Consider the following 24,726-nt stretch of genomic DNA (forward strand, 5'->3'; position numbering starts at 1 on the left):
TGTCAGATCTCGGGGGCGATGTCTAGCGCGTTGAGGATGGTCTGGGCTTGGGGCGTGAGTGGGTGGCTAGCGGTGATCGTCTGGCCGGCTAGGTGGATCTGGGCGGTCTGGATTGGTTTGAGTGTATGGATGATCTTCTTGATTGATGTGCCGGTGGTGTCTTGGAGGTAGCGGGCGACGGCGAGAGCGGTGATCACCATGGTCAAGTGCGCTTCGATGGAGTCTTTGCGGTGGTGGAAGATCGGGCGGGCGCGCAGGTCGTGCTTGCTCATTCGCCATGACTGCTCCACGTGCCACAGGCTCCGGTAGGAGCTGACGACCTCAGCAGCATTCATGCGCTTACTTGTCATATTGGTGACATAGCCCTTCAGGCCCGCTGTTGCGCGGGCCCGCTTGAGGGATGCCTCATCAAGTGACAAGTGGTCTGCGGATCCCTTCACGAACCTGGGGCGGCGGGCAGTCTTCTCGCCGTCGATCACAGCCTTGGCCTTATTCTCCTGCGCCGTCAGGGTCGTGTTGTCGTGGGCGAAGCGCTTGGCGCTGTAGTGCCACACGACCCGCCACGACTCCGGGTTGTCCTGCGGCGTCCAGGCCGGGCGGCTCCTGAACTTCGACCTGCCCTTGAGAGACTTGATTCCCTTCCTGGGAGTGGTGGTCTCGATGATCTGGCCATCGGTATAGGCCTCACCGTGGAAATGCGTGTGCTCGGCCAGGTCCCAGGGCGCCTTGGTGGTCTTGGACCCGACGATGAACGACAAACCAGCCTTATCCAAGGCGGTCAGGTTCGTGTAGGACATCATGCCGGCATCCGCCACCACCACCAGGTCTGCCGGATCGACACCATGGGCGTCCAGGAAGCCTTGGACCGTGGGTACGATGGTCTTGGTCTCGGCGTGGTTTCCTTCCCAGCACCCCACCTGGAGGGGGAAGCCGCCTCTATCGACGAGCATGCCGACCGTGATCTGCGGATCTACCCTGCGCTCTTTGGAGAAACCGACCTTGCGCAGGTCATCCTCCGTCTCCGTCTCGAAGTACAACGTGGTCACGTCGTATAAGACCAGTGAGAGGTCACCGCAGGCGTTGACACGCTTGTAGAGGGCGGCCTGGATACTGCTCCTCCAGTCATTGTCGACGCAACTGGCCAGCGACCGGTAGAGCGTACGGACCGTCAGCGGCTGAACCCCGATCTCGCCCAGCACCCGCGGAACCTGCGCCTTGCTGGTGGGCTCCACCAGCCGTGCGAAGACCATCTGCTTAAAGCCCTCATCGCCGTCGACCGCCTCGCCCAGACCAAGGACCTCCCAGGCATGAGACAGGACCTGGATCAGCAGCGCGCTCGTCGTAGCGCCCATCAGGGCGCTGCCCGACACGATCGGCTTGGGCGCGCCGACCAGGGCTTCCAGGTCCAAGCTCGTCTGGCCCGCCTGAGCGATCTGGCGAGCCTTTTCCATCAGGACGGCGAGCTCGGCCTCATCATGAGCCGAGCCAACGTGCTTAACCATGCGCCTACCGCGGCTCTTGAACACGACCTTGACCGCCGTCGCCCCAGAAGACGTCACATAAGTGTTGATCGAAGGCGTCACCCACCAACCCTACACACCCCGAATTAGTGCCCGAACCAACTCAGCCACCCGCACAATCCCAACGAAAACCCACCACCAACACCTTCAACCAACAAAAAAGTCAGGAGTCAGGTCAGATCCTTTGACGACACCTGTCCCGACATGGGCGCATGAACTTTAATGTTCACCCTCCGATACGGACAGTAAGCGGCCAGCGACTCAGCGCTCCGGGCGCTCGTCAAACGACCACGCCCGCTGCATCAACACTCACACTCGCTCAGTCGTTGACACTTGCGAGCAGCCTCTCCATGCGGCGCGCGCCACAGCACCAACACATCGACTGTCCCGCCAGACAGTCAGATCGACCTCTCCACAAGTCGCACTCCACCAGCGCCGGTTCACCTGAGTGCTGACTGGCCCGTTCAACAACAGTGCCGAAAGATCCGCCCGACGAAACCCATCCAGGGTGACCGCGCCGATCTTAACCAAGGCCTCCTTGGCCACCCAGAGCCGCAGCAGGTCGATCTCATCGCAACCTTCTTCATGAACAATTCTCAGTTCACTCTGACTGCACATAATATCGCGAACCGCCGCCACGTCATTGGCTCTAGACAGATCCTCGACATCTACGCCCACGACCCCGGAGTGAGTCACCGCAACCGCAACGCTTGACACCGAATGAGAAATGCTCAGCTCAGTTCCGCACGCAACCACAGGACGACCGGATGCCTCATGACTGATAACAGAACCTGGGCCATCGATCCCCTCCACATGGTCCGCCAGCATATTTTTGGCGAGGCAGTGCGCCAAGAAGTGACTGCGACGGTCCTCCATTCTCCTCAATCGCATGATGCGGTCAGTCTCCGAGTCGGCGAACCATGCACTGAGGGGCACTCCACCAGGATTCACCACCCACCAACGAACTTCCGCGTGCGCGTCTGCGGAGCCCCATCGCCCTAGCTCCTCGCCGTAACCGACAACAATTCTTCCCACAGATACAGCACCCGGAGTCATCGGATGAACGAGACCGCAAAATACCGCACCCATCACTCCTTCACAGAGTTCTGGGGAAAGATCAACTTATCTCCCAACGCAATCCGATCGATGTCATCCACCAGATCCTCAAGAAAACTGATCCCGCAGTCCACGGGAAAGAAATGACCTCCAGGAACAGTCTTGAGCATGAAGGAAGCGGAAGTGTACTGAGACCACTTCTCCATCATCTGCGGCGTCACCGTCGGATCCTCAGAACCTGCAAGAGCGAGGATGGGGCACCTCAGCACCGTCGAAGCGTGACAGAAGGACTCATGCAGCGCGTAGTCGCGGCGCACACTTGGAAGCAGAACCTCCATGAGAGCGTCATCTGCGAGGATCTCGGGAGGGGTACCCCCCACCTTCACCAGCTCCTCGCGCAACGCAGCCAGCCCCATGCAGCTGCGGTACTCCCCCTCGACCACCTCCCCGGGGGCCTGGCGCGCGGCGACGACGACAGCCAATGGAACATGGTGGTAAGTCTCTTGAAGATGGGCAGCGCACTGATATGCAAGGGCTGCCCCCATGCTGTGCCCATAGAGCACCACCGGAACTCCGTGCGCCAGAAGATGAATGTTGTCAGCAAGGCTTCTGACCAACAGAGAAAAATCATCAATCCACTGCTCACTCATTCGGGTCGCCTTGCCCGGGAGCTCAACCGGAACGACGGCGACCCGAGGATCACGTTCCACCCAGTAACGGTATACTGAAGCACTCCCTCCCGCATGATGGAAACAGAACAACAACCGATCACCAGCGGAGTCAACAAAAAATGGAAACGGCCTCATGTCGAGCCCCACCGTTTTCTCCTCTTCTTTTACCGACAGAAATGCTGTCGACCATCCTAGCGCTGGAGACCATTCATCTTGCGACTCAGGACCAGCGCACTGAGAAGGACCAGCCCTACGAACCAGCAGAAAAAAACCAGAATCTGCCATGCTTGGACCCGCTCGGAGACGATAGCATCGACAAGACGTGAGACCGCGGTTACCGGAGAGGCGTCGACAAAAGGACGAAGTGCAGCCGCGTACATGTCCCGCGGCATCATGGCTGTATTGAAGACCGTGAACGCCATGACAAGAGGAGTGAAACTGAAAGCGCCTTGCGGGGTCTCCACGACGTAGCCGAGCATGACTCCGAAAGCACCCGCCGCCATGGCAACGACCGTCAGGCTGGCAATGATCCCCAGGAGGTGCACCGGCCCACCGAAGGATGCACCGCACAGTGCCCCGACGGCCAAGGCCACCAGCATCGAGGCGAAAGCGCGTATCGACTCGGCGAGAATGCGTCCAGAAATTGCTGTGCCACGGGGTCCCGGTAACGTGGCCAGCCGCTGCGGCAGTCCCTCGTGACGTTCCTGAACGATTGCGCCCGCCCCAGACAGCCCGCCGGTGAAGGCCTGGGAGACCGCGACCATGATGGCCACATCGGTCATATCCATCGGTGTCCCGCTGAACTGCTGGACCATCCCGGAGAACATCAACCTGATGATGGCAACCATGGCTACCGGTACGCCCACGGTATAGACGATTGCAGCCGGTGACCGCATCCAGCGCGTCAGCAGCCTGCCTGCATGCACCTCGACGGCCTGCAGCCAGCTGACACGAAGCTTCTCGGTGTCAGTCATTCCGCCTCCGAAACTCTCGAGACACCCACCACGACCCCAGGACGAGCCCGCCGGCCAGCCAGGCCAGCGTTTCCCAGCCAGAGCCGCCGGGAGAGACACCCGTTAACAGGGCACGGTTGGTATCGATCATCGGAGAGAAGGGCATGTGGGCGATGATCGGCTCGAGCCAGTCCGGTAACGTGCTCAGTGGAATGAACGCCGTTGACAGCATGAGCAACGGCATCTCCAGAGCCTGTATGAGTCCCGCCGTCTGAACCGGATGACTTGAACGCAGGGCGATGCCCAGGAAAACCAGTACCAGTACCTCACCCATCACCAAAGCCACGAGGAACGTCAGGCCGAGCCTTGTCCAGCTCGCCGGTCTTGCACCGCAGGCGAGCCCAACTCCGATCACAGCGCACAACGAGGCGATCGAGCGCACCAGGTCTGCGAGCATACGACCACCGATGACTACCATGGCGTGGATCGGCATCGCTCGCATCCGCCCCAGAAGTCCGGACTCCACGTCAACGGCCAGTGCCATCGCCGACCCTCCGGCGGCGAACATCACCGCCTGGAACATGGATGCCGCCATGAGGAACAGGGCGTAGTCGAATCCGGAGCGGCTGGCGGCATGACCGAAAACGGCCCAGAACGCCAGCATGAATACTCCGGGGATCACCAGCGCCGAGACCAAGGACGCCGAGTTTCGTGACAGACGCACCGAGTTGCGCCAGGTGGCGCCCCATAACGCGGTGAGATTGCTCGGCAGGATCTCGGCGTCCGACGTCAAGGAACGGCCCATGCTTCAGTCCTCCGCAACAGCTTCGAATGCTGTGCCCATGAAGACCTCATCGAGGGACGGAGGGCTGAGCGAAGCCGAAACCACGTCGATCCCGAGGGCCGCCAGCCCCTCCGCCCCTCGGGACAGGTCGTGAATCCCGTCGTGTGAAGTGAACAAAACCTCCAGAGTATCGACCTGGAAGTCGCTGGCTGGACGATCGAGTACCTCCGGAAGAAGAGACTCGGCGCATCGTCTGGCCGTATCGGCCTCATCGAAGCCCAGGCGGCACATCGGTGCACCGAATTGACGGCGGAGCTCACTGGCAGTGCCCTGGGACACCACCCGCCCCTCGCGCAGCACCACGATGTCATCGGAGAGCCTTTCGGCCTCATCGAGATACTGGGTGGTGAGCAGCACCGACACCCCACGGTCACGCAGGTCGTCGATCACGTCCCACAGCTCATGACGGGACAACGGGTCCAGGCCGGTCGTCGGCTCATCGAGGAAGAGCAGGGAGGGCTCAACGATCAGCGAGGCGGCAATGTCAAGACGGCGCCGCATTCCACCCGAGTAGTTCGCCACTCGTCGATCGCCGACGTCGGCCAGCCGGAAAGCCTCTAGGAGCTCGTCAGCACGTTCACGAGCCCCGGCCGCGCTCAGTCCGTGCAGGCGGCCGAAGAACACCAGGTTCTCCCTGCCGGTCAGCTCTCCGTCCACCGCGGCGAACTGTCCCGTCAGGGAGATGCACCGCCTCACTGCCGCGGGGTCCGCCACCACATCCGTGCCACACACGGAGATCTCACCCGAGGTCGGGAGCATGAGCGTGGAGGCTATGTTGACCAGTGTCGTCTTACCGGCGCCGTTAGCGCCGAGCAGAGACACAACGTGTCCTTGCGGCACCTCAAACGTGAGCCCTTTGAGCACATCAGTCGCTTTGCTCCCGCGTCCGAACGTCTTACACAGGTCACACACACGCAGTGCTGCTTGATCATGTTCTGCTGTCGGTAACTGGAACATAAGTGCTCTCCCTTCACGACGCGGCTGTCAACGAGCAGCTCGTCATCCACGAAGACGTAGGACCACAGACGTAAGCGTGAACGAAGTTCACCTTAATCGACTCTTACCAAGAGCACCAGATGCTGCCTGAAGTATGAGACGACTCACCGGCGGCGGGACACGAGACATGCAAGCAGATCGGCACCGAATCGGACCGGCGCACGACACAGACGACGCGACCCCATTCACAGATCCTCCCTGTCAGTTTCCTTCCTTCAGCAGTCCCATAATTTCACGTAGCACATCAGTATCGCAGTGCTTCGCAATCCCGACCTCCCCGCCATCAATGAGCAGAAGGAAGTCGCAGCACTCAGCGAGGAGCTCGATGTCATGAGTAACGACGAAAACTGTTCTGCCCTGTAGGGCGAGATCGCCGAGCTCCTTGGCGACCTGCTTCATGTGCCTGTAGTCCAGCCCGCTGGTAGGCTCATCGAAAATGAGGATCTCTCTGCCGCACACCAAGGCACCGGCTATGGCGACCCGCTGACGCTCACCACCGGAAAGTGACATCGGGTGCCTATCCCGTTTGTCAGCCAGGTTCAGTGACGTCAGAATCTCGGTAATCTCAGATTCTCGATCACGAAGAAAACTCTCGGAGTCAATGAACAGATCACTATCGATACTCTCGCCGAAGAGCTGGTGATTGACGTCCTGCATGACAAGGTAGACGTGCCGCAGGCGCTCTTTCGGCCTGCGATAGGTGCACCCTCCGTGGTGGAGAACTCCTTTGGCCTTGGAATCAAGTCCCGCCAGTGACCGCACAAACGTCGTTTTACCGGCTCCGTTCTTACCGACAACGCCGATAACTCGCCCCTCGGGGAGCGTCAGGCGCTCGATGTTCAGAGCCGGATGAGACGTTCCCCGATAGCGGAAGCTGAAAGACTCCAGAAGCAGCTCCCTGTCACTTGAGCCGCGTTCATCCGCCACCTCCGGCACCGGATTAATAGACCTGAGACCAAGTTCACGCAGATAGTCGTCTCCCAGGGACCGGAACTCCTCTCCCGTGAACTCGGCAGCGATGCGTCCGTCTTTCAGATAGATCACCTGATCGACGACGTCGGCAAGATAGTAGAGACGATGTTCGGCGATCAGTATGGTTTTCCCTTGTTCCTTCCAGGTCGTCACGGTCCGTCTCAGATCCTCGACGGCACCGACGTCGAGATTGGCAGAGGGCTCGTCAAGCAGGAGAACTTGCGGCTCCATCGCTGCTACGGATGCGCAAGCAATTTTCTGTTTCTCACCCCCGGAGAGCTGAATGAGGCTCCTTTCCGCAAGGTGTCCCATGCTGAAGTCCTGCTCAACGTCCGCCAGGCGTCTGATGATCTCATCGGGTTGAATCCCGAGGTTCTCGCAGCCGAATGCGAGCTCACTTCTCACGTCAAGCGTGAAGAACTGAGACTTCGGGTTCTGAAACACTGAGCCGACCGTCTGGGCGATGTCGCTCGCCTCTTGATGAGCGATGTTCTCACCGTTCAGCAGAACCTCGCCGGATACCTGAGCCTGGAAGAAGTAGCGCGCGACCCCGTTAATCATCCACAGCATGCTCGTCTTGCCGCAACCGGACTCACCACAAAGCAGGACGACCTCACCCTGCTCGATACGCAGGCTGATGTCATCAAGCACCGGAGGGCCGTCCTCCTCGCCATACGCCATCGTCACGTTCTTCAGTTCAAGCATGCACTACCACACCTTTCCGATAAACACGACCCAGGCACAGGCTGCAAGCAGCACTAGTGCTGCGCCGTCAATGATCCGGAACCTGATGTCGCAAACACTGGTTCTCTTGCGCTTGGCCCCCAGCGCCCTCGTGACCGCGGACCGCGACAGCTCGTTACCGATACTGACTACCGAGACCAACAGAGGAACAAGCCGGTACTCCAGCATTCTGATCGGTTGCCGGATGCCTCCGACACCTCGCATCCGCATGGCGGTCTTGATGTCTCGATACTCCTCCCTCACGGTTGGGAAGAAGCGGAAGATAATGGCGGTGGGGATGGTGAGCACGTCCGGGCAGTGAATACGTTGCATCGCCACAAGAAACTCACTAGCGGTCGTGGTACGCAGCATGTAAAGTCCGCACGTCATTCCTGGGACAATGAGAGAGAGCGCCCCCAGCCATGTAAGAGTGATATCGAGCATGGCGTTGCCCGCAGTCATGACCCTCCATATGAGCGGAGGCAGGCCGGCAAGAGCTGCGTAGGTTATTGCATAGCGCAGGGCAGGCCCATAGATCCTCGAGAGAACGAGCAGGAAGAAGGGCAGGGCTATAAGAAGCCATCTCACCACCATGACAGACCTGGACTCGCTACCGGAGGTGGACATGAGCACCCAGGAGACGATTACGACAATGAGAAGCTTCGTCCGCGGATCCAGCACCAGCCCACCAGTGGATCCACCCAGCCCTGGGGATGCCGCACGCATCACACGATTCCTGCGCGCCGGAAGTGCTTGTTGAACACTTTTCTTCCGAGGATACCACCAAGAAGGGACGTCACGGCCGTCGCTCCAACGATGACGGCATACAGAGCAAAGCCTCGTTCGCCGATCTCGGTCATCCCCCTGGCCATCCCCTCACTATATTTCCCCGCCATGTCACTATTCAGAATGTAGCTTCTTGTGGCAAAGAACAGCGGAATATAGTTCGCTGTGACGGCGATCGAGGTGAGCATATATGCGATAACGCTGTTGCGGGCACTCTTGTACTGACCGGACCATAGGATGAGCTCTGCAACCAGAGCCAGCAGCACCCCAACGATCAAGTGATACGGACCGAGCGCCATGAGAAGGCTGAACGTCCCCGACAATATCGCCGTGATCAGCAGCATCCCGGGCTTTTTGACCTTGGAGTAGAACAGCATGGTGGGGATGCCGAGAACCAGACCCTGGATGGAGCTGACCATCACGAACGTCACTGGAGTGATCCCCACGAATGCCACGACCGTTCCCACCAGCGTGATGATGACGAAGAAAATACCTATCGTCATGAAGTCCGTAATATTGAGTCTTTGATATCTCGACGCTTGACTGCGGTCATTCACCTTGTCTTCCATCTCATCTCCACTTCAGCGGCTACGGAATACTTTTCATCTCTCACCGACAAAAGCCGTGCGGTTCTTGCCGGCATCAGGTCTCAACATCAGCTGTTCACGTGTCACCGATCCTTTCAATGAGGCAGCCTGCAGGCTTCACCTATAACTCACCTTCATCGACATCTGCCCCAAGACTCTTCTCAATGCGCTCTACCAGAGAACGAATCGTCGGAGCCATGAAGACGTCTTGTATAGAGACCTCCACCGACATCTCTCGCTTGATCGAGTTGACAAGATGAACGGCGGCGAGAGAATCACCTCCGAGCTGGAAGAAGTCGTCATCAATGCCAACCTCCTTCTCATCCAGGATTCTTGTCCACATCTCAAGAACTCTTCTTTCCCTGTCGTTACCTGGAGCAGCGGGTTCCGCCCGCCGATCAAACGACTCCGACCCTAAAAGGTTTCTGTCAATTTTTCCGTTCCACGTACGAGGAAGATCATCACGCAGAATGACTCGGCGAGGCTGCATATAGTCAGGGAGGAACTCGGCCAGGTGCTGGCTTATCAGGGCGTCCCGAGTCTTATCGGTGACAACGGCGTACAGGAGGATGACGCCGTCGGTGACGGTGGCTACACAGTCGCGCACACCGGGCAGGTCAAGGGCGACGGACTCGATCTCCTTCAGCTCGATCCGGTAGCCACCGACCTTGACCTGGCTGTCGCTCCGTCCGAGGAACACGATTTTGCCATCGCGACCATACATGGCCCGGTCACCCGTACGATAGAGCCGCTCGCCCGATCTCGGATGGTGGATAAACGACTCTGCTGTTTTTTCAGGATCGTTCCAGTAGCCCAGTGCCAGCCCCCGACCTCCGATATACAGGTCTCCGGGGACGAGACTCGGACGGTGTTCAAGGGCCGAGTCGAGGATGTACATCTTTTGATTCGCCAGTGGCCGGCCGTACGGTATGCTCGCCAACATGGCGTCCGCGGCGCTGATCTCGTACCAGTTGGACCAGATCGATGCCTCCGTCGCTCCGCCCAGCCCATAGGCTCGACAGCTCTTGAAGGTCTCTGCGACGCGCAGCGCGATGTCGACCGGGATCCAGTCACCGCTCAGGAGCACCGCTCGGGTGGTTTCGTCGACAAGTGCTCTGTCCTTGAGATGGCCGGCATACATCGAGAAGAGCGCGGGTACGGAGTTCCACAGCGTGACGCCATGTGACCGCACCAGATCCCACCAGTGCGACGGCTCGAGCTCGGCTGCCGGTGAGGGCATGACCACTGCCCCGCCACAGGCGAGCATTCCGAAGACGTCATAGACGGACAGGTCGAAGTTCATCTGAGACAGGGCCAGAATCCGGTCGTCGGGCCCGGCATTGAGTCGGTGGTTGACGTCACGGATGGTGTTCACCGCGGAGCGGTTGGTGATCGCCACTCCCTTGGGTCTTCCAGTGGTCCCCGAGGTATAGATGATGTAGGCCGGTTCATCCGCGCGGGAGTCCGTGTGACGCGGGAAGGGTTCCACGGACGCCCTCGCTGACCCGCGCCATGCATCATCATCCTGCTCACCCGTTGCGCGGGTAGGACGGACGGCATCGACTGTGCCGGCAGTACTTTCTTGCACCTCCGGCACTGACATGACGACGCACTGCCGCACCATGGTCTCGCTCACGTGGTCATGGCTATCGGTCAGGATGATGCGGGCTCCGGCGTCGGCGATGATTCTGCCGTTGCGGGCCTGAGGATGAGTGGCATTGAGCGGCAGGTACGCGCAGCCCGCCTTGAGCACGCCGAGAGCTGCACTGACCTGGTAGGCCGACTTCTCCATGAGTATCGCCACGACGCTGCCCGGTGCAAGCGCCTGGGCGGCGATGAGCCGGGCCCATTGATCCGACTCGGCGTCCAGCTCGGCATAGGTCAGCTCGCGTGACTGATCGATCACCGCTGCCCGTTCGGCGTGGCGATGACGGCTCTCATGGAACAGTTCGAGCAGCGTCGGGTCGGTGGTTCTCGTGTCCAAGGCTCCGGCATCCGATGTCTCGGTGGCGTTGAGCTCGGCGATCGCCTCCGTGTTGAACCTCGGGCAGACCGTGAGCGTCTCATCGCAGAAGATTGAGGTCGTCGCCAGTAGCCGTACAGCCTGAGTGAGCGCCCGGAACATCTCGGCCACCATCCCGTCGGGGAAGATGCCTTCGACGGAGTCGAGGTTGAGGACAAGGCTTCCGGCGTCGTCGTACACCTGCAGGTCCATCCACACCTGAGGTGTCTGAGACAGACCGTGGTCGATACTCCCCAGATACGGATGAGCAGTATCTGGGCCCTGCTCGACGACGCCCAGCCCGCAGGTGAACACCACTGGCATGGTGATCTGGGACCTGCGCTGCCGGTTGAGCATGCGTTCCACCGCGACTCCGGAGACGTGACTGTGAGCGAGGTTGCTCCACATCCGCCGTTGAAGTGCACGAGCGCGCTCACTGAAGGAGGAGCCGCTGTGAGTGTCCACGCTCAGGATCGACAGGCTCGTGAAGTCACCCACGATGGAGTCGACCTCGGGAGCGAACCGGATCCGGTCGAACTGCGTCAGGTTGATGCTGAGCCTCGGGCTCTCGCTGTAGGCAGCCAGTACCTCCGCGTAGACCTCCGCCAGGAACGCGGCCTCGGTCAGGCCCTCGGCTCGTATCCGCTCCTTGGCAGCGCCCCAGACGGGGGCGTCGATACGTGCCTGCTGCCTCACGAACTCCGAGGAGGCGTCGACGGGCGACACGGGCAGCTGCGGCGCCGGGTGGATCTGGCTCAGGTGATCCTCCCAGTACTGCAGGTCCCGGCGATACGCATCGCCGGCCCTCAGACGGACTGTGGCCTCCACGTAGTCCTTGAAGGAGTATGCGGTCGCCTCCGCGTCAATGGACAGGGGGCCTACCTCATACAGCTCCTTCCACTCGCGGAACACCTGGAACATGCTCCAACCGTCGACGAAGGTGTTGTCGAAGCTGAGGAAGAGCCGTGCTCCGCGGTCCCCGAAGGCCGTGTAGCGCACGTCGAAGCACGGCCAGCGGCGGGGATCGAACCTTTGACACGACATCTCCCGCCTCACCTCGGCGATCCGTCTGTCCTCAGGTGTCTTGTCGTCCGGGACTTCGACGATCGTGTAGTGAGGCGCTTCTGGCAGGAAGCGTTGAGTCAGACCGTCATCGCAGACAACGGCGCGGAGCATAGGGTGTCGGCTGATGAGAGCGTTGAAGGAGTCCTCCAACCTCTCCAGATCGAGCACGGGCACGTCCATCTCGACGTAGCAGTGGCTCGATACGTCCCCCAGCTCAATGGCTCCCGAGCTCCCGATGAGGTAGGACTGCTGCACATCGGTCAGGGGGAAGGGCTCGTACTGGTCCTCACCGTGCTCCATCGCTGGCAGCTCGGCCTTGGAAGGGACCTGGCTCGCACTGGCCTCGATTCGCGCCGCCATATCAGCGAGTACCGGAGCCTCGAAGACGACCTCCAGGCTGAACTCGATCTCGAAGCACTCCTCGATCTGCCGCCTGAGCCTGGTGGCCATCAACGAGTCACCACCGAGTCGGAAGTAGTCGCTGTCGGGACTGGCATCCGTCCCCAGCAGAGCGTTCCAGATCTCGATCAGCCTGGCCTCGGTCTGCGTCACAGGCTCTGCGCGAGTGCCCTGGCCGTCTTCAGACTGCTCCAGCGGTACCAGAGCCGCGAGCGCTTTGCGGTCCACCTTGCCGTTGGCCGTCACAGGAAAGTCCGATACGCGCACGATCCTGTGGGGCAGCATGTAGTCGGGCAATCGCCTCGACAACAGCACGATGGCCTCTTCGTAGTGCTGCTGCGACAGGAGGGTGGGAGTCTCCGCTCCAGTCCCGGAGGCGATGAGGAGGATCAGGGAGTCCGTCAGGTTGGTGCGCGAGACCCGGGTGTAGCCCGTGCGTTCCAGCGCCTCGGCCCATTCCTCCGCGGTGAGAAGCATGTCTCCGGTATGACGGCGAGCATCTCGATAGTCGGGGCTGAAGAATGCCGCGCTGATGTCGGCCAACGGGGACGCCCCCGTCGGCTCGAGGAGGATCAGCGTTCCCTGCGGCTTGAGCAGCTTGCGGATTCTGCGAAGAGTCGCGTCGATGTCGACGGACTGATGGAGCGTCTGGTTGCAGATCGCCAGGTCGATCCCTTGGTCGGCGAAAGTCCCCTTCTCGGCGGCCGGGGCCTGAGCCCGGGGCGTGAGCAGCATCTGCTCGAACCGTCCGTCTGCAAGCCGTTCCACCTGGTCCAGGTAGTACCGGGAGTAGTCCGCGACGACATAGAGGGACGGCTGGGTGGCGCGGAGGTACTCCTCGGTCTCGTTCATCCGTCTGGCACCGACCTCGAGCACCCTCAGCCCGCTGCCGAGCTGTCGGTGGATCTCGTCCAGGAGTGCTCGGATCGCACGATGGGTGAGCCGGCCCAGAGGCCGATCGGCGATGAAGGCCTCGATGGGCAGGAAGTCGGGTGACTGAACAAGATCGGCCGCGTTCATCGGCGCCTCGTCGTCGATGAACGTCTTGCCGAAGGGGGTGATGAAGCCGTCGAGCTCCGCTCGCTCAGCTGCCGTCACAGGAGTCGTCACCGTGTCCTGGGTGAGCCACTGCGCCCACCGTCGCCTCAGTCGATCAAGCCGGATGGGTGAGTCGGCTGCGTCGGGACCGGCATCGCGATCTGCGAGGCGCTGGATCCACCGCCGCATGGTCTGGCGGGCGTATGCGTCCTGTACCTTCTCGTCGTGCGCGATGGCCTCAAGCATCGCGTCGTCGGTGAGTAGAGGCGCGAGCACGTCGGCGGCTTCCAGGCTCACTGCCTCGGACGGCGCGGGATCGGGAACCGGAGCGGTCTCCGGCTGGATGAACGTCACCAGGGACTGGGCGCTCTGCCCCGGGTGCAGGACGCACACGGCCCGTTTCGCGGCGAGCAGCGCCTCACAGGCCGCCTCGATCTCACCGAGCTCGATGCGGTGACCGCGCAGCTTGATCTGGGTGTCGGACCGGCCGAGGAACTCCAGGGTGCCGTCGTGCCAGAACCTTCCCAGGTCGCCGGTGCGGTACCAGCGGCTTCCTTCGTGGACGACGAACTTGTCCTGCGTGAGTCGGGGGTCGTCAACGTATCCCCTGGCCACACCGAGCCCGCCGATCCACAGCTCGCCGACGACGTAGTCCGGGCAGTCCCGCCCGGTGGCGTCGACCACGCGGTAGGCCTGGCGATCCAGCGCGCGCCCGTAGGGGATGGACACCCATTCCTCGGGAACCTCATCGACGTCGAGAGCGTTCGACCAGATCGCGGCCTCGGTGGCCCCTCCCATCGCGAGCAGGCGGCAGCTGGGCAAGAGCGTCCTCAGCCGTGCCGGCAGGCTCACGTCGATCCAGTCGCCGGAAAGCAGGACGTGGCGCAGGCTCGCCAGCGGGCGCGGGTCCTGTTCGGCGCTGGTCAGAAGCATCTCGAACAGCACGGGAACCGAGTTCCACACGGTGATGCGGTGAGATTGAACCGCCCTGAGCCAGTAGTCGGCGTCTCGACGAGCCGACTCGGGAATCGTCACCAGCGTCCCCCCGGCGCAGAGAGTGCCGAAGGCGTCGTAGACCGAGAGGTCGAAGTCGAAGGCCGAGACGCCCAGGACCGCATCCTGGGGGCCTAGCCCGATCCTTCTGCTCACCGTCTCAATCGTGTTCCACACGGCCCCGTGGCTCATCTCCACACCCTTGGGCGTCCCTGTCGTTCCCGACGTGTAGATGACGTAGGCGGAATCCGCCGGCCCCACGGCGGGAAGACTGACGTCCTGGTCACCGGCAAGGGCCTCATCGAAGGTGATGACGGTAACGCCGGCTTGCGCCCAGTGGTCCGGTGAGGGGTCGTCAGTCAGGAGGAAACGCAGTCGAGGAGAGGAGACAATGGTGGCGACCCGTTGCTGAGGCTGGCTCGGGCTGATCGGTACGTAGGCCATGCCGGCGGCCATCACTCCGAGCGCCGCGACGATCTGCTCCGGTCCCCGGGGAAGCATCACGGCCGTCAGGTCTCCTGTGCCCGCTCCGGCTGCCACCAGGGACTGGGCGACTGCTCGCGCGCGAGCGGCCAGCTCATGGTACGTCGTCACCTGGCCGTCGCCGGTGCTGACGGCCTCGGACTGCGGGTGACGTGCCGCGGTGTCGAAGAAGCGGTCGATGAGCGTCGAGTCGGGCAGCCGCCACCGGGGCAGGTCCGCAAGCGCCCAACGGCGCTGAGCCACGCCGCGGCTCTCGACGACGTCGCCGTGATCCAGCCCGGCGGAGATGACCCGTTCGATCTCACGGACAAGGCAGTCGAACATCTCATCCAGGAGTCCGGTGGGAAAGATCTGCTCGACGGCGTCCCAGATGAGGGTGAACCCGTCGATGGTGTTGAAGACCTGCAGGTCGATCCACACCTGAGGAGTCTGCGAGATCATGTATCCGATCTCGCCGAATGCCTCGACGAACTCCTCGTCCACCAGGGGGCTGCCAAGATTGCAGGAGAACACCACCGGGGCGAGGACCTGCTCGCCCCGCTGAGAGCGCAGGTCACGCAGCACCTTGACCGCGGAGTACGCCGAGTGGGAGACATCCTCATAGAAGGAGTCCTGGATGGCGCCGAGGTCATCGACGAAGCGGCGGTGACACGACTGATCGACCTGGGTGAGGGTGAGGGTGGTGAAGTCGGCGACGACGTCCTCGATCGCAGGATCGGAGTCCCGGTTGAACAGTGGGATGCTGATGAGAAACCGCTTGTCCTCACTCCAGCCGGCAATGGTGCGCGCGTACGCGGTCAGCAGGACCATGGCCGGGGTCGTCCCGTGGTCCTCGCACAGTGCCCGCAGGTCCTGCCAGGACTTCTGGTTGAAGGTGTGCGAACGGCGGGTGAAACGTGGGATCGTCGTCGTCAGCTCGGAGCCCTGGCGCACAGGGAGCTGAGGACCTCCGGTCAGCTCGGGGAGGCGCGAGCGCCAGTACTCCTCGTCCTGTTCACGGTTCGCCGCGTCCCGACGCGCCTTCTCCTTCAGATAGGTCGCAAAGCTCCAGGACGGGTCCACCCTGGGTGGCTGTCCAGTGAGATAGTGATGGGCTAGGTCGCGCAGGATGATCTGGAAGCTGCGCACATCGCACACGAGAAGGTCGATGTCGAAGTGGACGATGGCGCGGTCCTGACTCAGGCGGCTGACCTGGAGGCAGCACACCTGGCCGTTCTCAATGTCCAGCAGCCGGTGGGACAGCGTGTCGCGCATCTCCAGGAGCGCCGCCTGCTGTCCTTGCTCATCCAGGTCGGTCAGATCGTGCACGACGACGGTGGCGTCCGGTGGCTCGGGCAGCACGCGCTGCTGGCCGTCTCGGGTGTAGCAGGCCCTGAGCATGGGGTGTGCTCGCAGCACGGCGTTCCAACTGGCCTCCAGCCGTGGCGCGTCGATAGCCCCGGCCTCGATCTCGACATACCCGTGGCAACCGACACCGCCCAGCTGCTGCTCCCGACCACGACCGATCCAATAGGCGTACTGGACGTCTGTGAGGTCGAAGGGCTCGAAGTCTGCAGCGTCGGAGGGATGAGGGTTGCTATCCGCCGGAGCGGCTTCGTCAGGACCGTCAGCCTGGTCGTCAGCCGAGTCGTCGGCCGGCCCTCCGGGAGCGGCTTCGTACAGCATGTCGGCCCACTGAGCGATGGTAGGACTGCGCATGAAGGAGCCGAAGGACACGCGGTACCCCTGTTTGATCCACTCGGCGAGCAGCCGCATGGTGGGGAGGGACTCCAGCCCCAGCTTAAGAAGGTTGTCCGTGTCCTCCAGCGCGACCTCATCACCGATCAACGTGGACAGGGACTTACGGAGCCGCTCACGGATCTCGTCTTTGGTCAGCACGCGTCGTCCTTCCTCAATCCGCCTGGTCGGCATGTCGCTCCGATACCAGCGCTCGAAGCGATTTCTTGTCGGTCTTGCCGATGTTGGTCAGGGGAATCGCCTCGACGACGACCACCTCATCGGGCACCTTGTAGCGGGCTATCCCCCGTTTGACGAAGCTGTCCAGGACGGCTCGGCGATCGAGTCCCGACGACTCGGTCACAACAGCCGCTACTGTCCTCTCCCCCAGCTCCGCGTCCGGCACACCGAAGACGGCCGCCTCCCGGATCTGCTCGAGCTGCTCCAGCAGCTGCTCGATCTCCTGAGGCGAGACGTTCTCCCCCAGCCGGTTGATCTGCTCGACGACGCGGCCACGGACGACGAGGTTGCCCTCCTCGTCGAGGTACCCCCGGTCGCCGGTCCGGAAGAAGCCGTCGTCGGTGAAGCTGTCGTCCGAGGCGTGTGAACCTTGGTAGCCGAGGAAGGTGTAGGGACCCTTCTCGATGATCTCCCCAGAGGCCCCCGCAGGAAGGCACCGCCCCTGCGGATCGACGATCCGCAGCTCGTCTCCGGAGGAGATCGGTTTTCCCTGCGTTCTCAGTGCCACCGGTAGGGGGTCGTCAAGCGAGGTGAATGTCGTGATCCCCTCACCCAGCCCGTAGCCCTGCTGGATCGTCACTCCGGTCTTCGAGATGATCTCCCGCCCCAACGCTTCCTCGAACCTGGCCGCGCCCACAAGGATCTGTCGCAGGGAGGAGGTGTCGGCGGGGTACCAGTCCCATGCCTCGTTCCACACCTCGGCGATCGCCGGAACGATGGCTGTCATGGTCACTGCGTTGGCCTCGATCGCGGCGAAGGCCTCGTCGAATGCTGCGGTGTGGCACATGACGACTGTTCCACCGTGAAGAAGGGTTCCCAGGATGCCGGGGTTGGCCAGCGGAAAGTCGTGAGAGGTGGAGAGCACCGCCATGTAGACGCTGTCGGAGTCGACACCGCATCGCCGCGCGGCGGCCTGCGCGTTGTAGGCGTACGCCTCATGCACCCGCGGGATGATCTTCGGGTTGTTCGTGGTACCACCGGAGAGCAGGTTGAGCGCCACGTCCCGGTAGTGCGGCGGGTCCACCGAGGTGGCACCGTCGACTGCGTTGGGACAGTCAGAAGGCTCGCCGACCTGCAGGCCGGGTAAACGGTGACGAGGCACGTCGCCGTCGCGTTCGGGCCCGGAGTCGGCGTAGATCAACCCGATTCCCAAAGACCCGGGATCCATCTGCTCCACCATCTCGACGCAGTCGAAACCAAGCTGGTCCCGGCCACCGATGTAGGCGACGGGGTGGAGCTCGTGGGCCAGGGAGACCACCTCGCTGCGGCGGTGGGATGGCAGCAGCAGCGTCGGCACGACGCCGATACGCATGAGCGCGAACAGCGTTACCACGTAGGCCGCACTGTTGGGCAGCTGCAGCAGCACCTGATCACCTTTAGCCAGGCCCTTGGCCAGGAAGCTCCGTGCGTACCCGGTGATGGCCCGGTCGAGCTGCTCGTAGGTAAGCGTGGCGTCCGTGGCGACAACGGCCCGCGCGCCCGGCCGGAGCCGGCACACCTCGCTCAGCTCCTCGCCAAGAGTCTTCCTGGAGAGATATCCGCTCGACTCGTACTCGGTAAGCACCCGTTCGGGTTGCATCCTTGCCCCCATCACGCGAACCTCACCGAGATGTCTCCTCCACCGAGGCGGCACCTGAGCCTGTCCTCGGCCCCGGATCGGCGGCAGATGTCCACAGCGATGGCGCTCCCCTCGAAGACGATCTGCTCGATCCGTGTGATCCCGTTGGGGTGGGCCGAGCGCCGGTGCGTGTCGATGTCGAAGGGCGTGACGAACATCGGGACACTCCAGTCGTCCGGTACGAGGCAGAGGCACGACAGTCGTCTGCCGTGCACATCCTTGCGGGAGATCGTCGGGGTGAGTGTTCTCAGACCGTGCTCCCGGCAGATGCTCGCCAGCTCGGTGAACTCCTCCCGTTCCACCTCGAGGACGACTCGGCTGTATCCCTCACGCTGCTGCGCAACGGAGTCCGAGACCGCCACCATGCGGTGTTGACCGAGAATCTTGAGGTATGCACGGGCAAGACGGGGTATGAACACGCCGGAGATGATCTCCAGGTACGGTCCCGTGGAGAAGTAGATCACCGCGTTCCTGGGGCTCCTCGCCTGCCCGTACTCGACCTCAAAGCCCTCCTGCCGGAAACGCGAGACGGCCTGTGCAAGATCATCGGCCTTGTAGATGACGTGCCCGATCCTGGCCACCACCCGTCACCTGCTCTCGTCGAAGTAGCGGATGATGGACTCGACGTTGCCCTCGAGCAGGCAGGTTGCGTGCGAGCCTCTGACGGTCGCCGTCTCCAGCTCTCCCAGGACGGTGCCGGGCCAGTCGACGTCACCGCCCAGCGAGGGGTAGAAGCCGTCCACGCCGTGCTCCGGCTGCAGGACGAGGACCCTGCCCAGATACACGTCCGGGACGTAGCCGATCGTTCCCCGCAGGGAGTGTCTGAAGACGTCGTACAGAATCTCCAGCATGGTCCGGGCGCTGTCGGAGTCGGCATCGATTCCCTCGATGGCCTCGTAGATGAGCCGTCGACGGCGTCGTGGAGACATTCGCGACAGGTCGGTGAAGAATGCGCCGATGGCGGCGTAGTCCCCATCGAGGGAGCAGAGCTCCTCATCGGCGATGTCGCGGTTGACGCCGTCGAGAATCTGACTGAGCGCGTCGTGGAGCTGACCGAGGCTGAAGGACGCTCCGATGGTACGAGGATCCATATCGAGAATGCAGCCGTAGGCGAGCTCGCACAGGAGCTCGTTGGTGATGCGGTGCGGGCACAGGTGGGTGCTGAGGGCAACGACCCTTTCGACGTGCTTTCCCAACTCGGTGAGGATCTTCGCCGTCTCGATGGCGAAGAATCCTCCGATGCAGTACCCGACCAGCTCATAGCTGTCCATGTTGAGGTCCACGAGATCCTGGGCATACAGTCGCGCCCGCTCGGTCATGAGCGAATCCGTGGGGCTATCCAGGTACTCGTCCGCGTCCGCGGCGGTGAACCCGATGTGGGCGGCATAGGGGTCCATCTCCATGAGGGCCGGCACGAGGTGCTCGTAGTCCTTGAGCCGGCCGGTTCCCGTGTGGAACACGGCTCGGCACCGCTTGCTGCCGTCAGGGATCGTGTAGACATGCACGCGCTCGGTCCGGTCCGGCTCAATGAGTGCGTCGCCCTGAGCAGGCGCGGCCTCCCTGGTCGCTGAGGCGATGTCAGCCACCGTGGGGTGCTTGAGCATCTCTCGCATGATGAAGTCCCAGCTCTGCCCGCTCAGGGCGTCAACCTCCTGGCGCATCCTCGTAACGGTCTGGGCCATCAGGAGCGAGTCCCCGCCCAGGGCGTAGAAGTCCTGATCCCGACCTACTCCCTCGACGTCGAGCACGTCACGCCACACCGCGGCGATCCTCTCCTCCAGATCGCCCTGCGGCCGGGTGGTTGCCGAAGCGCTGGGGGCGGGGCCGGGAGAGCCCGCCCCGACCAGCGACCGCCTGTCGATCTTCCCCTGAGGGCTCAGCGGCATGGCGTCCACGACCTTGACGGAGGCGGGAACCATGTAGCCCGGGAGGTTCTCACGTAGGAGGTCCAGCAGGTCCTCCTCGAGGACCGGGCGCGCGCCACCCTCCCCGACGACGAGGAGCCGTTGACCGCACTCGCGAAGGGGGTCTCCCGCAGCCGGGTACTCGGCGACCCGTTCCAGCCCGGCTCGGGCGAAGACATCTCTCCACTGCTCGTCCGTGATGAACACCTTGTGGCCGCCGGCACGCACGTCCGTGAACTCCGTCAGACTCAGTTTGATGAATATCGAGATCAGCGCTATGTACAACTCAGTTACCGGTTCCACCATGACGATGATCCCGCCCGGACTGCGCAGCCGGTTCAACCGGGCGAAGACATCATCGATGTTGATCGCGTTGTGCAGGACGTTGGCGCACACGATAACGTCGTACGAGCCCCCCTCGATATCCTGGTGGCCACAATCGGCATTGATATCGAAAATCCCATAGGTCATGAAATCATACTGACGATAATTCTCTTTCGCGCGACGCAGGAAGAATTCGGATACGTCGGTGAATCTGTACTCGGAGACGGTGCCGGGAAGTCGAGGAAGAATGTGCTCGGTCGTCGCTCCCACACCGGCGCCGACCTCGAGGATCCTGGTTGGTCGGTCCCCGCGTGCCTCGATGATGCTCACCAGCGCATCAGACACGGCCGTGTTGATCGAGCCGCTCGCACGATTCCCCCCGTAGATCGCGCGGGCCTTGCCCGTCCCGCCTCCGGGGAACAGTATCTCCACCGGATTCACCTCGCCTCGCACCTGACTCAGCAGGGTATTTGCCGCACGACGTTGATACTCGAATGACTCGGAGCTGTTGCCCACCTGATCATCAAGCGCAGCGAATCGGTTCCATCTCTCCTTCATGCGATAACGCTCGAGGCTGTCCCGGGTGATGCTGAATCCACGGTCGTCGCGCAGCAGGATGCCCTCGGAGACGAGGATGTCAAGCCAGCGGTCCACCAGCCTCCTGAGATCGGGGGCGGGAGCGAGACGGGCAACGATATCGCCGTCGTCACCACCTTGATGGTGGGTGCCCGGCTCAGTGAAGAGCCCGGCCTCGGTGAACGCCGCCAGCAGGGCGGCCAGGGACGCCTCGTTACCGGCCCGCATCCATGCTGCGTAGGTTGCGGCGTCCGGGCCGGCGGGTGAGGCCTTCACGGCCCACTGACGGGTGAGAGCCTCCACCAGCGGACCGGGGTTCCTAGAGGCCTCATGAGCCGCTTCGACGGCCGAGGAGGTCTCCTTCCGGGCGGGCGTCACGAATGCCCTCAGCGCCTTGCGCCCGTTGACGTCCTCGGCGATGACGACGGCCTGCTCCACGTCCTGGTGCCCACGTAGAACGGATTCGATCTCGCCCATCTCGACCCGGTACCCGTTGATCTTGACCTGGTTGTCCGCCCGGCCGCGGAAGTCGATGACCCCATCGGGACGGTGGCTGCCGATGTCACCGGTGTCGTAGAGACGGCGATTCTGCCGCGCGGAGACGAAGAACTTCTGCTCCGTGGTCTGCGGGTCATCGAGGTACTCCACCGCCAGGCCGTCTCCGGAGATATGGATCCTGCCCTTGACGCCGTCGGGGCACTCGTTGAGGAGCTCGTCGAGCACGTACACCGCCTGACGCGACAGAGGCACTCCGTAGGGGATGTTCTCCTCACCGGTGTGATCGGTCATCACGTGGTAGATCGACCAGATACCCGCCTCGGTGGCGCCTCCCAGGCTGATGAGCTCGGCGCGGGGGAAGACCGGCACGGCGCGCGCCGGCAACGTGCGGGGGATGACGTCGCCCGACAGCAGGACGAACTCCAGGTTCACGTCAGGCGACAGCTGCCCGGCCCGGCGTTCCTCCAGGAGCATCTCGAACAGGGCGGGCACGGAGTTCCAGGTGTCCACGCCGCCGGCACGGATCAGCTCGATCCACGCGCTCGGGTCCCTGACCTCGGACTCTGTCGGCAGGACGAGGGTCCCTGCGCTTGAGAAGGCCCCGAAGATGTCGTAGACGGACAGGTCGAAGGAGAGGCGGGAGACTCCGAGCACAGTCCTTGGGCGGGAGCGCCCGAAGCGCTCATTGACGTCGGCGATCGTGTTCATCGCGGCGGCATGCGTCATGACAACGCCCTTGGGGGTTCCGGTACTACCGGAGGTGAAGATGATGTAGGCGGGCGCGTTGGCCGGCACGGGCGGCGGGAGCGGACCGGTCCAGGTGGTGGGCTGCAGCTCGTCGACATCGACGACGTGGGGTGCACTGTTCCCCGCGCTGTAGCCTGCGTCGGCGATGATCAGCCGCGGGTGGCAGACCGACACCATCCGTTCCTGGCGAGCGGCCGGCTGGTCGTGGTCGATCGGGACGTAGATCGCCCCTCTGGACAGGACGGCGAGCACGGCGGCCACCTGCCAGACGCTCTTGCCCAGGACGATGGCAACCCGATCTCCTTCCCCGATGCCTGACAGCAGCGGGTCCAGGGCCTGGACGTATCCCGCCAGATGTCGGTACGAGTGGCTCCTGCCACCGTGCACCAGGGCGATGTCGTCGGGACGGTCCCGGACCTGATCCCAGAAACCGGCGTGCAGCGTCGTGGCGGGCCGCTCGGTGTCCGTTCGCCGTATGCGGGCACGCACGGCCTGCATCCGGCTCCCGAGGCGTACGACGTCGTCGGACTGCCAGACGGACTCGTCATCGGCCAGGCGGTCAAGCGCCTGCGTGAAGCTCTCCCACATGTCCTGGAGAATCGCCGGCGGGATGGTGCCCTCCCGCACGTCCCAGTTGACGTTGCAGGTGGCACCGTCCTCCAGCGCCTGACAGTCGATCCACACCTGCGGTGTCCGGCTGACGCCGTGAACGAGCTCGACCGCTGCGTCGTCCTGACGCCGCGGTCCGGTTCCCAGCGCACCGGTGAAGACCACGGGGACCACGACGCTCTCGCCCTTCGCCCTGCTCATCTCACGCAAAACCTCCGTCCCGGAGAAGGCTGTGTGAGAGAGCTCCTCGGCCATCTGATGCTGGGTGACCCTGACTCTGTCGATGAAAGGTCCGGGGTGCGCGCGGCTGGCGTGGACGGTGACGTCCGTGAAGTCCCCGACGACGCGCTCGATCCCGGGCACGCGGTCGCCGCGGCTCATGGAGGTCACGTTGACGCAGAAGTCCGGTGAGGTCGACCATCGCCGAAGGACGTCGGTGTAAACGGTCAGGAGGACGTTCGACGGTGTCACTGCGTACTTCTTCGCCCGGGTCACCAACGCGGCCCACGACTCCGGCGAGCACCTCCAGGTGCGGCGGGTGAAGCGGACGGGACCGTCGACCTCCCCGACGCCACGTTCAATCGGGAGGGACGGCCTGGCCGGAAGGGAGCCGATGGCGTCCAGCCAGTACTGCCTGGCGCTGTCGTACTCCCCCCTCCCGGCTGCGGAAGCACGCCAAGAGATACGGGAGACGACGATGTCTCTGAAGGACGCCTCGGGCAGAGGGGCGAGTGGCCTGCCGGCGTAGAGGGCCATGAGCTCATCCACCATGACCTGAACGCTGACGAAGTCGGCGATCGTCATGTCGACGGAGAACTGCACGATGCTGCACTCATCGAACTGGAGCAGGCGGAACTCATGAAGCGGCCACTCATCCGGGGAGTAGGTCCTGTCCTCCATCTCGCGACGGCAGCTCAGGTAGTCCTCATCCGGGATCTGAGGGTCGTGCCCGCGCAGATCGCGCTCCTTGAGCACAGGTCCCTCCCCGAAGGGGACGACCTGGAGCATGTCCGGCGCCACCACCACCGCCGACAGCAGGTCATGCCGCTGGATCAGGGCGTGCCAGGCGGTCTCCAGACGTGCTCGGTCCAGGCGCGGAGTACGCAGCTCGACGTAGCTGTGGCAACCGGTTCCCCCGAGCTCGTAGCCGGCATGCCGCCCGGTGTTGTAGGCGCGCTGAATATCCGTCATGGGGAACGGCTCGTACCGCGACTCGGCGTCATGCTGGATTGCTCCCACAGATCGCAGATGGGCCAGGATCTCATGCTTACGCTTCTTCAGAGCAGCGAAGTCCTGCTCGCCCAACACACCTGTGGGCGCCCGGTAACCCAGCTTGTCGCCGTTGTCCCACAGGACGACACCGCGAAGCCGGAGCCCCTCGATCAGTTCCTCAATATCCACAGAAA

13 protein-coding genes are annotated in these 24,726 nt (G+C 62.9%); all 13 read right to left on the minus strand.

The window, feature by feature from the left end:
• Positions 1–2 precede the first annotated feature (2 nt).
• Positions 3–1,583: an IS1634 family transposase gene (locus tag BQ8008_RS06785; RefSeq protein WP_108833352.1), complete on the minus strand. Its 1,581-nt coding sequence runs from the start codon at positions 1,581–1,583 to the stop codon at positions 3–5.
• A gap of 246 nt (positions 1,584–1,829) precedes the next feature.
• Positions 1,830–2,396, minus strand: a complete 567-nt coding sequence (locus BQ8008_RS06790; protein WP_159086778.1) for a 4'-phosphopantetheinyl transferase family protein — start codon at positions 2,394–2,396, stop codon at positions 1,830–1,832.
• A 212-nt stretch (positions 2,397–2,608) separates the two neighbouring features.
• A complete protein-coding gene (locus BQ8008_RS06795; protein ID WP_325048125.1) occupies positions 2,609–3,532 on the minus strand; it encodes a thioesterase II family protein in 924 nt (307 codons plus the stop codon).
• Positions 3,439–4,221, minus strand: coding sequence for an ABC transporter permease (locus tag BQ8008_RS06800; RefSeq protein ID WP_108833354.1), 783 nt, complete (start codon positions 4,219–4,221; stop codon positions 3,439–3,441). The genes BQ8008_RS06795 and BQ8008_RS06800 overlap by 94 nt, the downstream gene beginning before the upstream one ends.
• On the minus strand, positions 4,214–5,005 hold the full coding sequence (locus BQ8008_RS06805; RefSeq protein ID WP_108833355.1) for an ABC transporter permease: 792 nt from the start codon (positions 5,003–5,005) through the stop codon (positions 4,214–4,216). Before BQ8008_RS06805 ends, BQ8008_RS06800 begins: the two co-directional genes overlap by 8 nt.
• A 3-nt stretch (positions 5,006–5,008) precedes the next feature.
• Positions 5,009–6,001 carry an ABC transporter ATP-binding protein gene (locus BQ8008_RS06810; RefSeq protein ID WP_108833356.1) on the minus strand — a complete coding sequence of 331 codons (993 nt, stop codon included), beginning with the start codon at positions 5,999–6,001 and terminating at the stop codon, positions 5,009–5,011.
• A 240-nt stretch (positions 6,002–6,241) separates the two neighbouring features.
• Positions 6,242–7,717: an ABC transporter ATP-binding protein gene (locus tag BQ8008_RS06815; RefSeq protein WP_108833357.1), complete on the minus strand. Its 1,476-nt coding sequence runs from the start codon at positions 7,715–7,717 to the stop codon at positions 6,242–6,244.
• Positions 7,718–7,720: 3 nt separating this feature from the next.
• A complete protein-coding gene (locus BQ8008_RS06820; RefSeq protein WP_108833358.1) occupies positions 7,721–8,461 on the minus strand; it encodes an energy-coupling factor transporter transmembrane component T in 741 nt (246 codons plus the stop codon).
• A complete protein-coding gene (locus BQ8008_RS06825) occupies positions 8,461–9,090 on the minus strand; it encodes an MptD family putative ECF transporter S component (RefSeq protein ID WP_108833359.1) in 630 nt (209 codons plus the stop codon). Before BQ8008_RS06825 ends, BQ8008_RS06820 begins: the two co-directional genes overlap by 1 nt.
• A 139-nt stretch (positions 9,091–9,229) precedes the next feature.
• Positions 9,230–16,966 (minus strand): non-ribosomal peptide synthetase, encoded by a 7,737-nt coding sequence (locus tag BQ8008_RS06830; RefSeq protein ID WP_234415269.1) that lies wholly within the window; start codon positions 16,964–16,966, stop codon positions 9,230–9,232.
• A gap of 13 nt (positions 16,967–16,979) precedes the next feature.
• Positions 16,980–18,608, minus strand: coding sequence for an AMP-binding protein (locus tag BQ8008_RS06835; RefSeq protein WP_234415270.1), 1,629 nt, complete (start codon positions 18,606–18,608; stop codon positions 16,980–16,982).
• A 26-nt stretch (positions 18,609–18,634) separates the two neighbouring features.
• Positions 18,635–19,246: a VOC family protein gene (locus BQ8008_RS06840; RefSeq protein WP_234415271.1), complete on the minus strand. Its 612-nt coding sequence runs from the start codon at positions 19,244–19,246 to the stop codon at positions 18,635–18,637.
• Between the two features lie 3 nt (positions 19,247–19,249).
• Positions 19,250–24,721 carry a non-ribosomal peptide synthetase gene (locus tag BQ8008_RS06845; protein ID WP_108833362.1) on the minus strand — a complete coding sequence of 1,824 codons (5,472 nt, stop codon included), beginning with the start codon at positions 24,719–24,721 and terminating at the stop codon, positions 19,250–19,252.
• Positions 24,722–24,726: the final 5 nt, after the last annotated feature.

This window comes from Actinomyces sp. Marseille-P3109 (assembly GCF_900323545.1).
Taxonomy (GTDB): domain Bacteria; phylum Actinomycetota; class Actinomycetes; order Actinomycetales; family Actinomycetaceae; genus Actinomyces.

What these genes read in the sequence shown, in the direction of transcription:
- BQ8008_RS06815 (WP_108833357.1), bottom strand. Translation starts at nt 7,717, where the DNA reads ATGCTTGAACTGAAGAACGTGACGATGGCGTATGGCGAGGAGGACGGC.
- BQ8008_RS06790 (WP_159086778.1), bottom strand. Translation starts at nt 2,396, where the DNA reads ATGGAGGACCGTCGCAGTCACTTCTTGGCGCACTGCCTCGCCAAAAAT.
- BQ8008_RS06805 (WP_108833355.1), bottom strand. Translation starts at nt 5,005, where the DNA reads ATGGGCCGTTCCTTGACGTCGGACGCCGAGATCCTGCCGAGCAATCTC.
- BQ8008_RS06800 (WP_108833354.1), bottom strand. Translation starts at nt 4,221, where the DNA reads ATGACTGACACCGAGAAGCTTCGTGTCAGCTGGCTGCAGGCCGTCGAG.
- BQ8008_RS06795 (WP_325048125.1), bottom strand. Translation starts at nt 3,532, where the DNA reads ATGGCAGATTCTGGTTTTTTTCTGCTGGTTCGTAGGGCTGGTCCTTCT.
- BQ8008_RS06820 (WP_108833358.1), bottom strand. Translation starts at nt 8,461, where the DNA reads ATGCGTGCGGCATCCCCAGGGCTGGGTGGATCCACTGGTGGGCTGGTG.
- BQ8008_RS06810 (WP_108833356.1), bottom strand. Translation starts at nt 6,001, where the DNA reads ATGTTCCAGTTACCGACAGCAGAACATGATCAAGCAGCACTGCGTGTG.
- BQ8008_RS06825 (WP_108833359.1), bottom strand. Translation starts at nt 9,090, where the DNA reads ATGGAAGACAAGGTGAATGACCGCAGTCAAGCGTCGAGATATCAAAGA.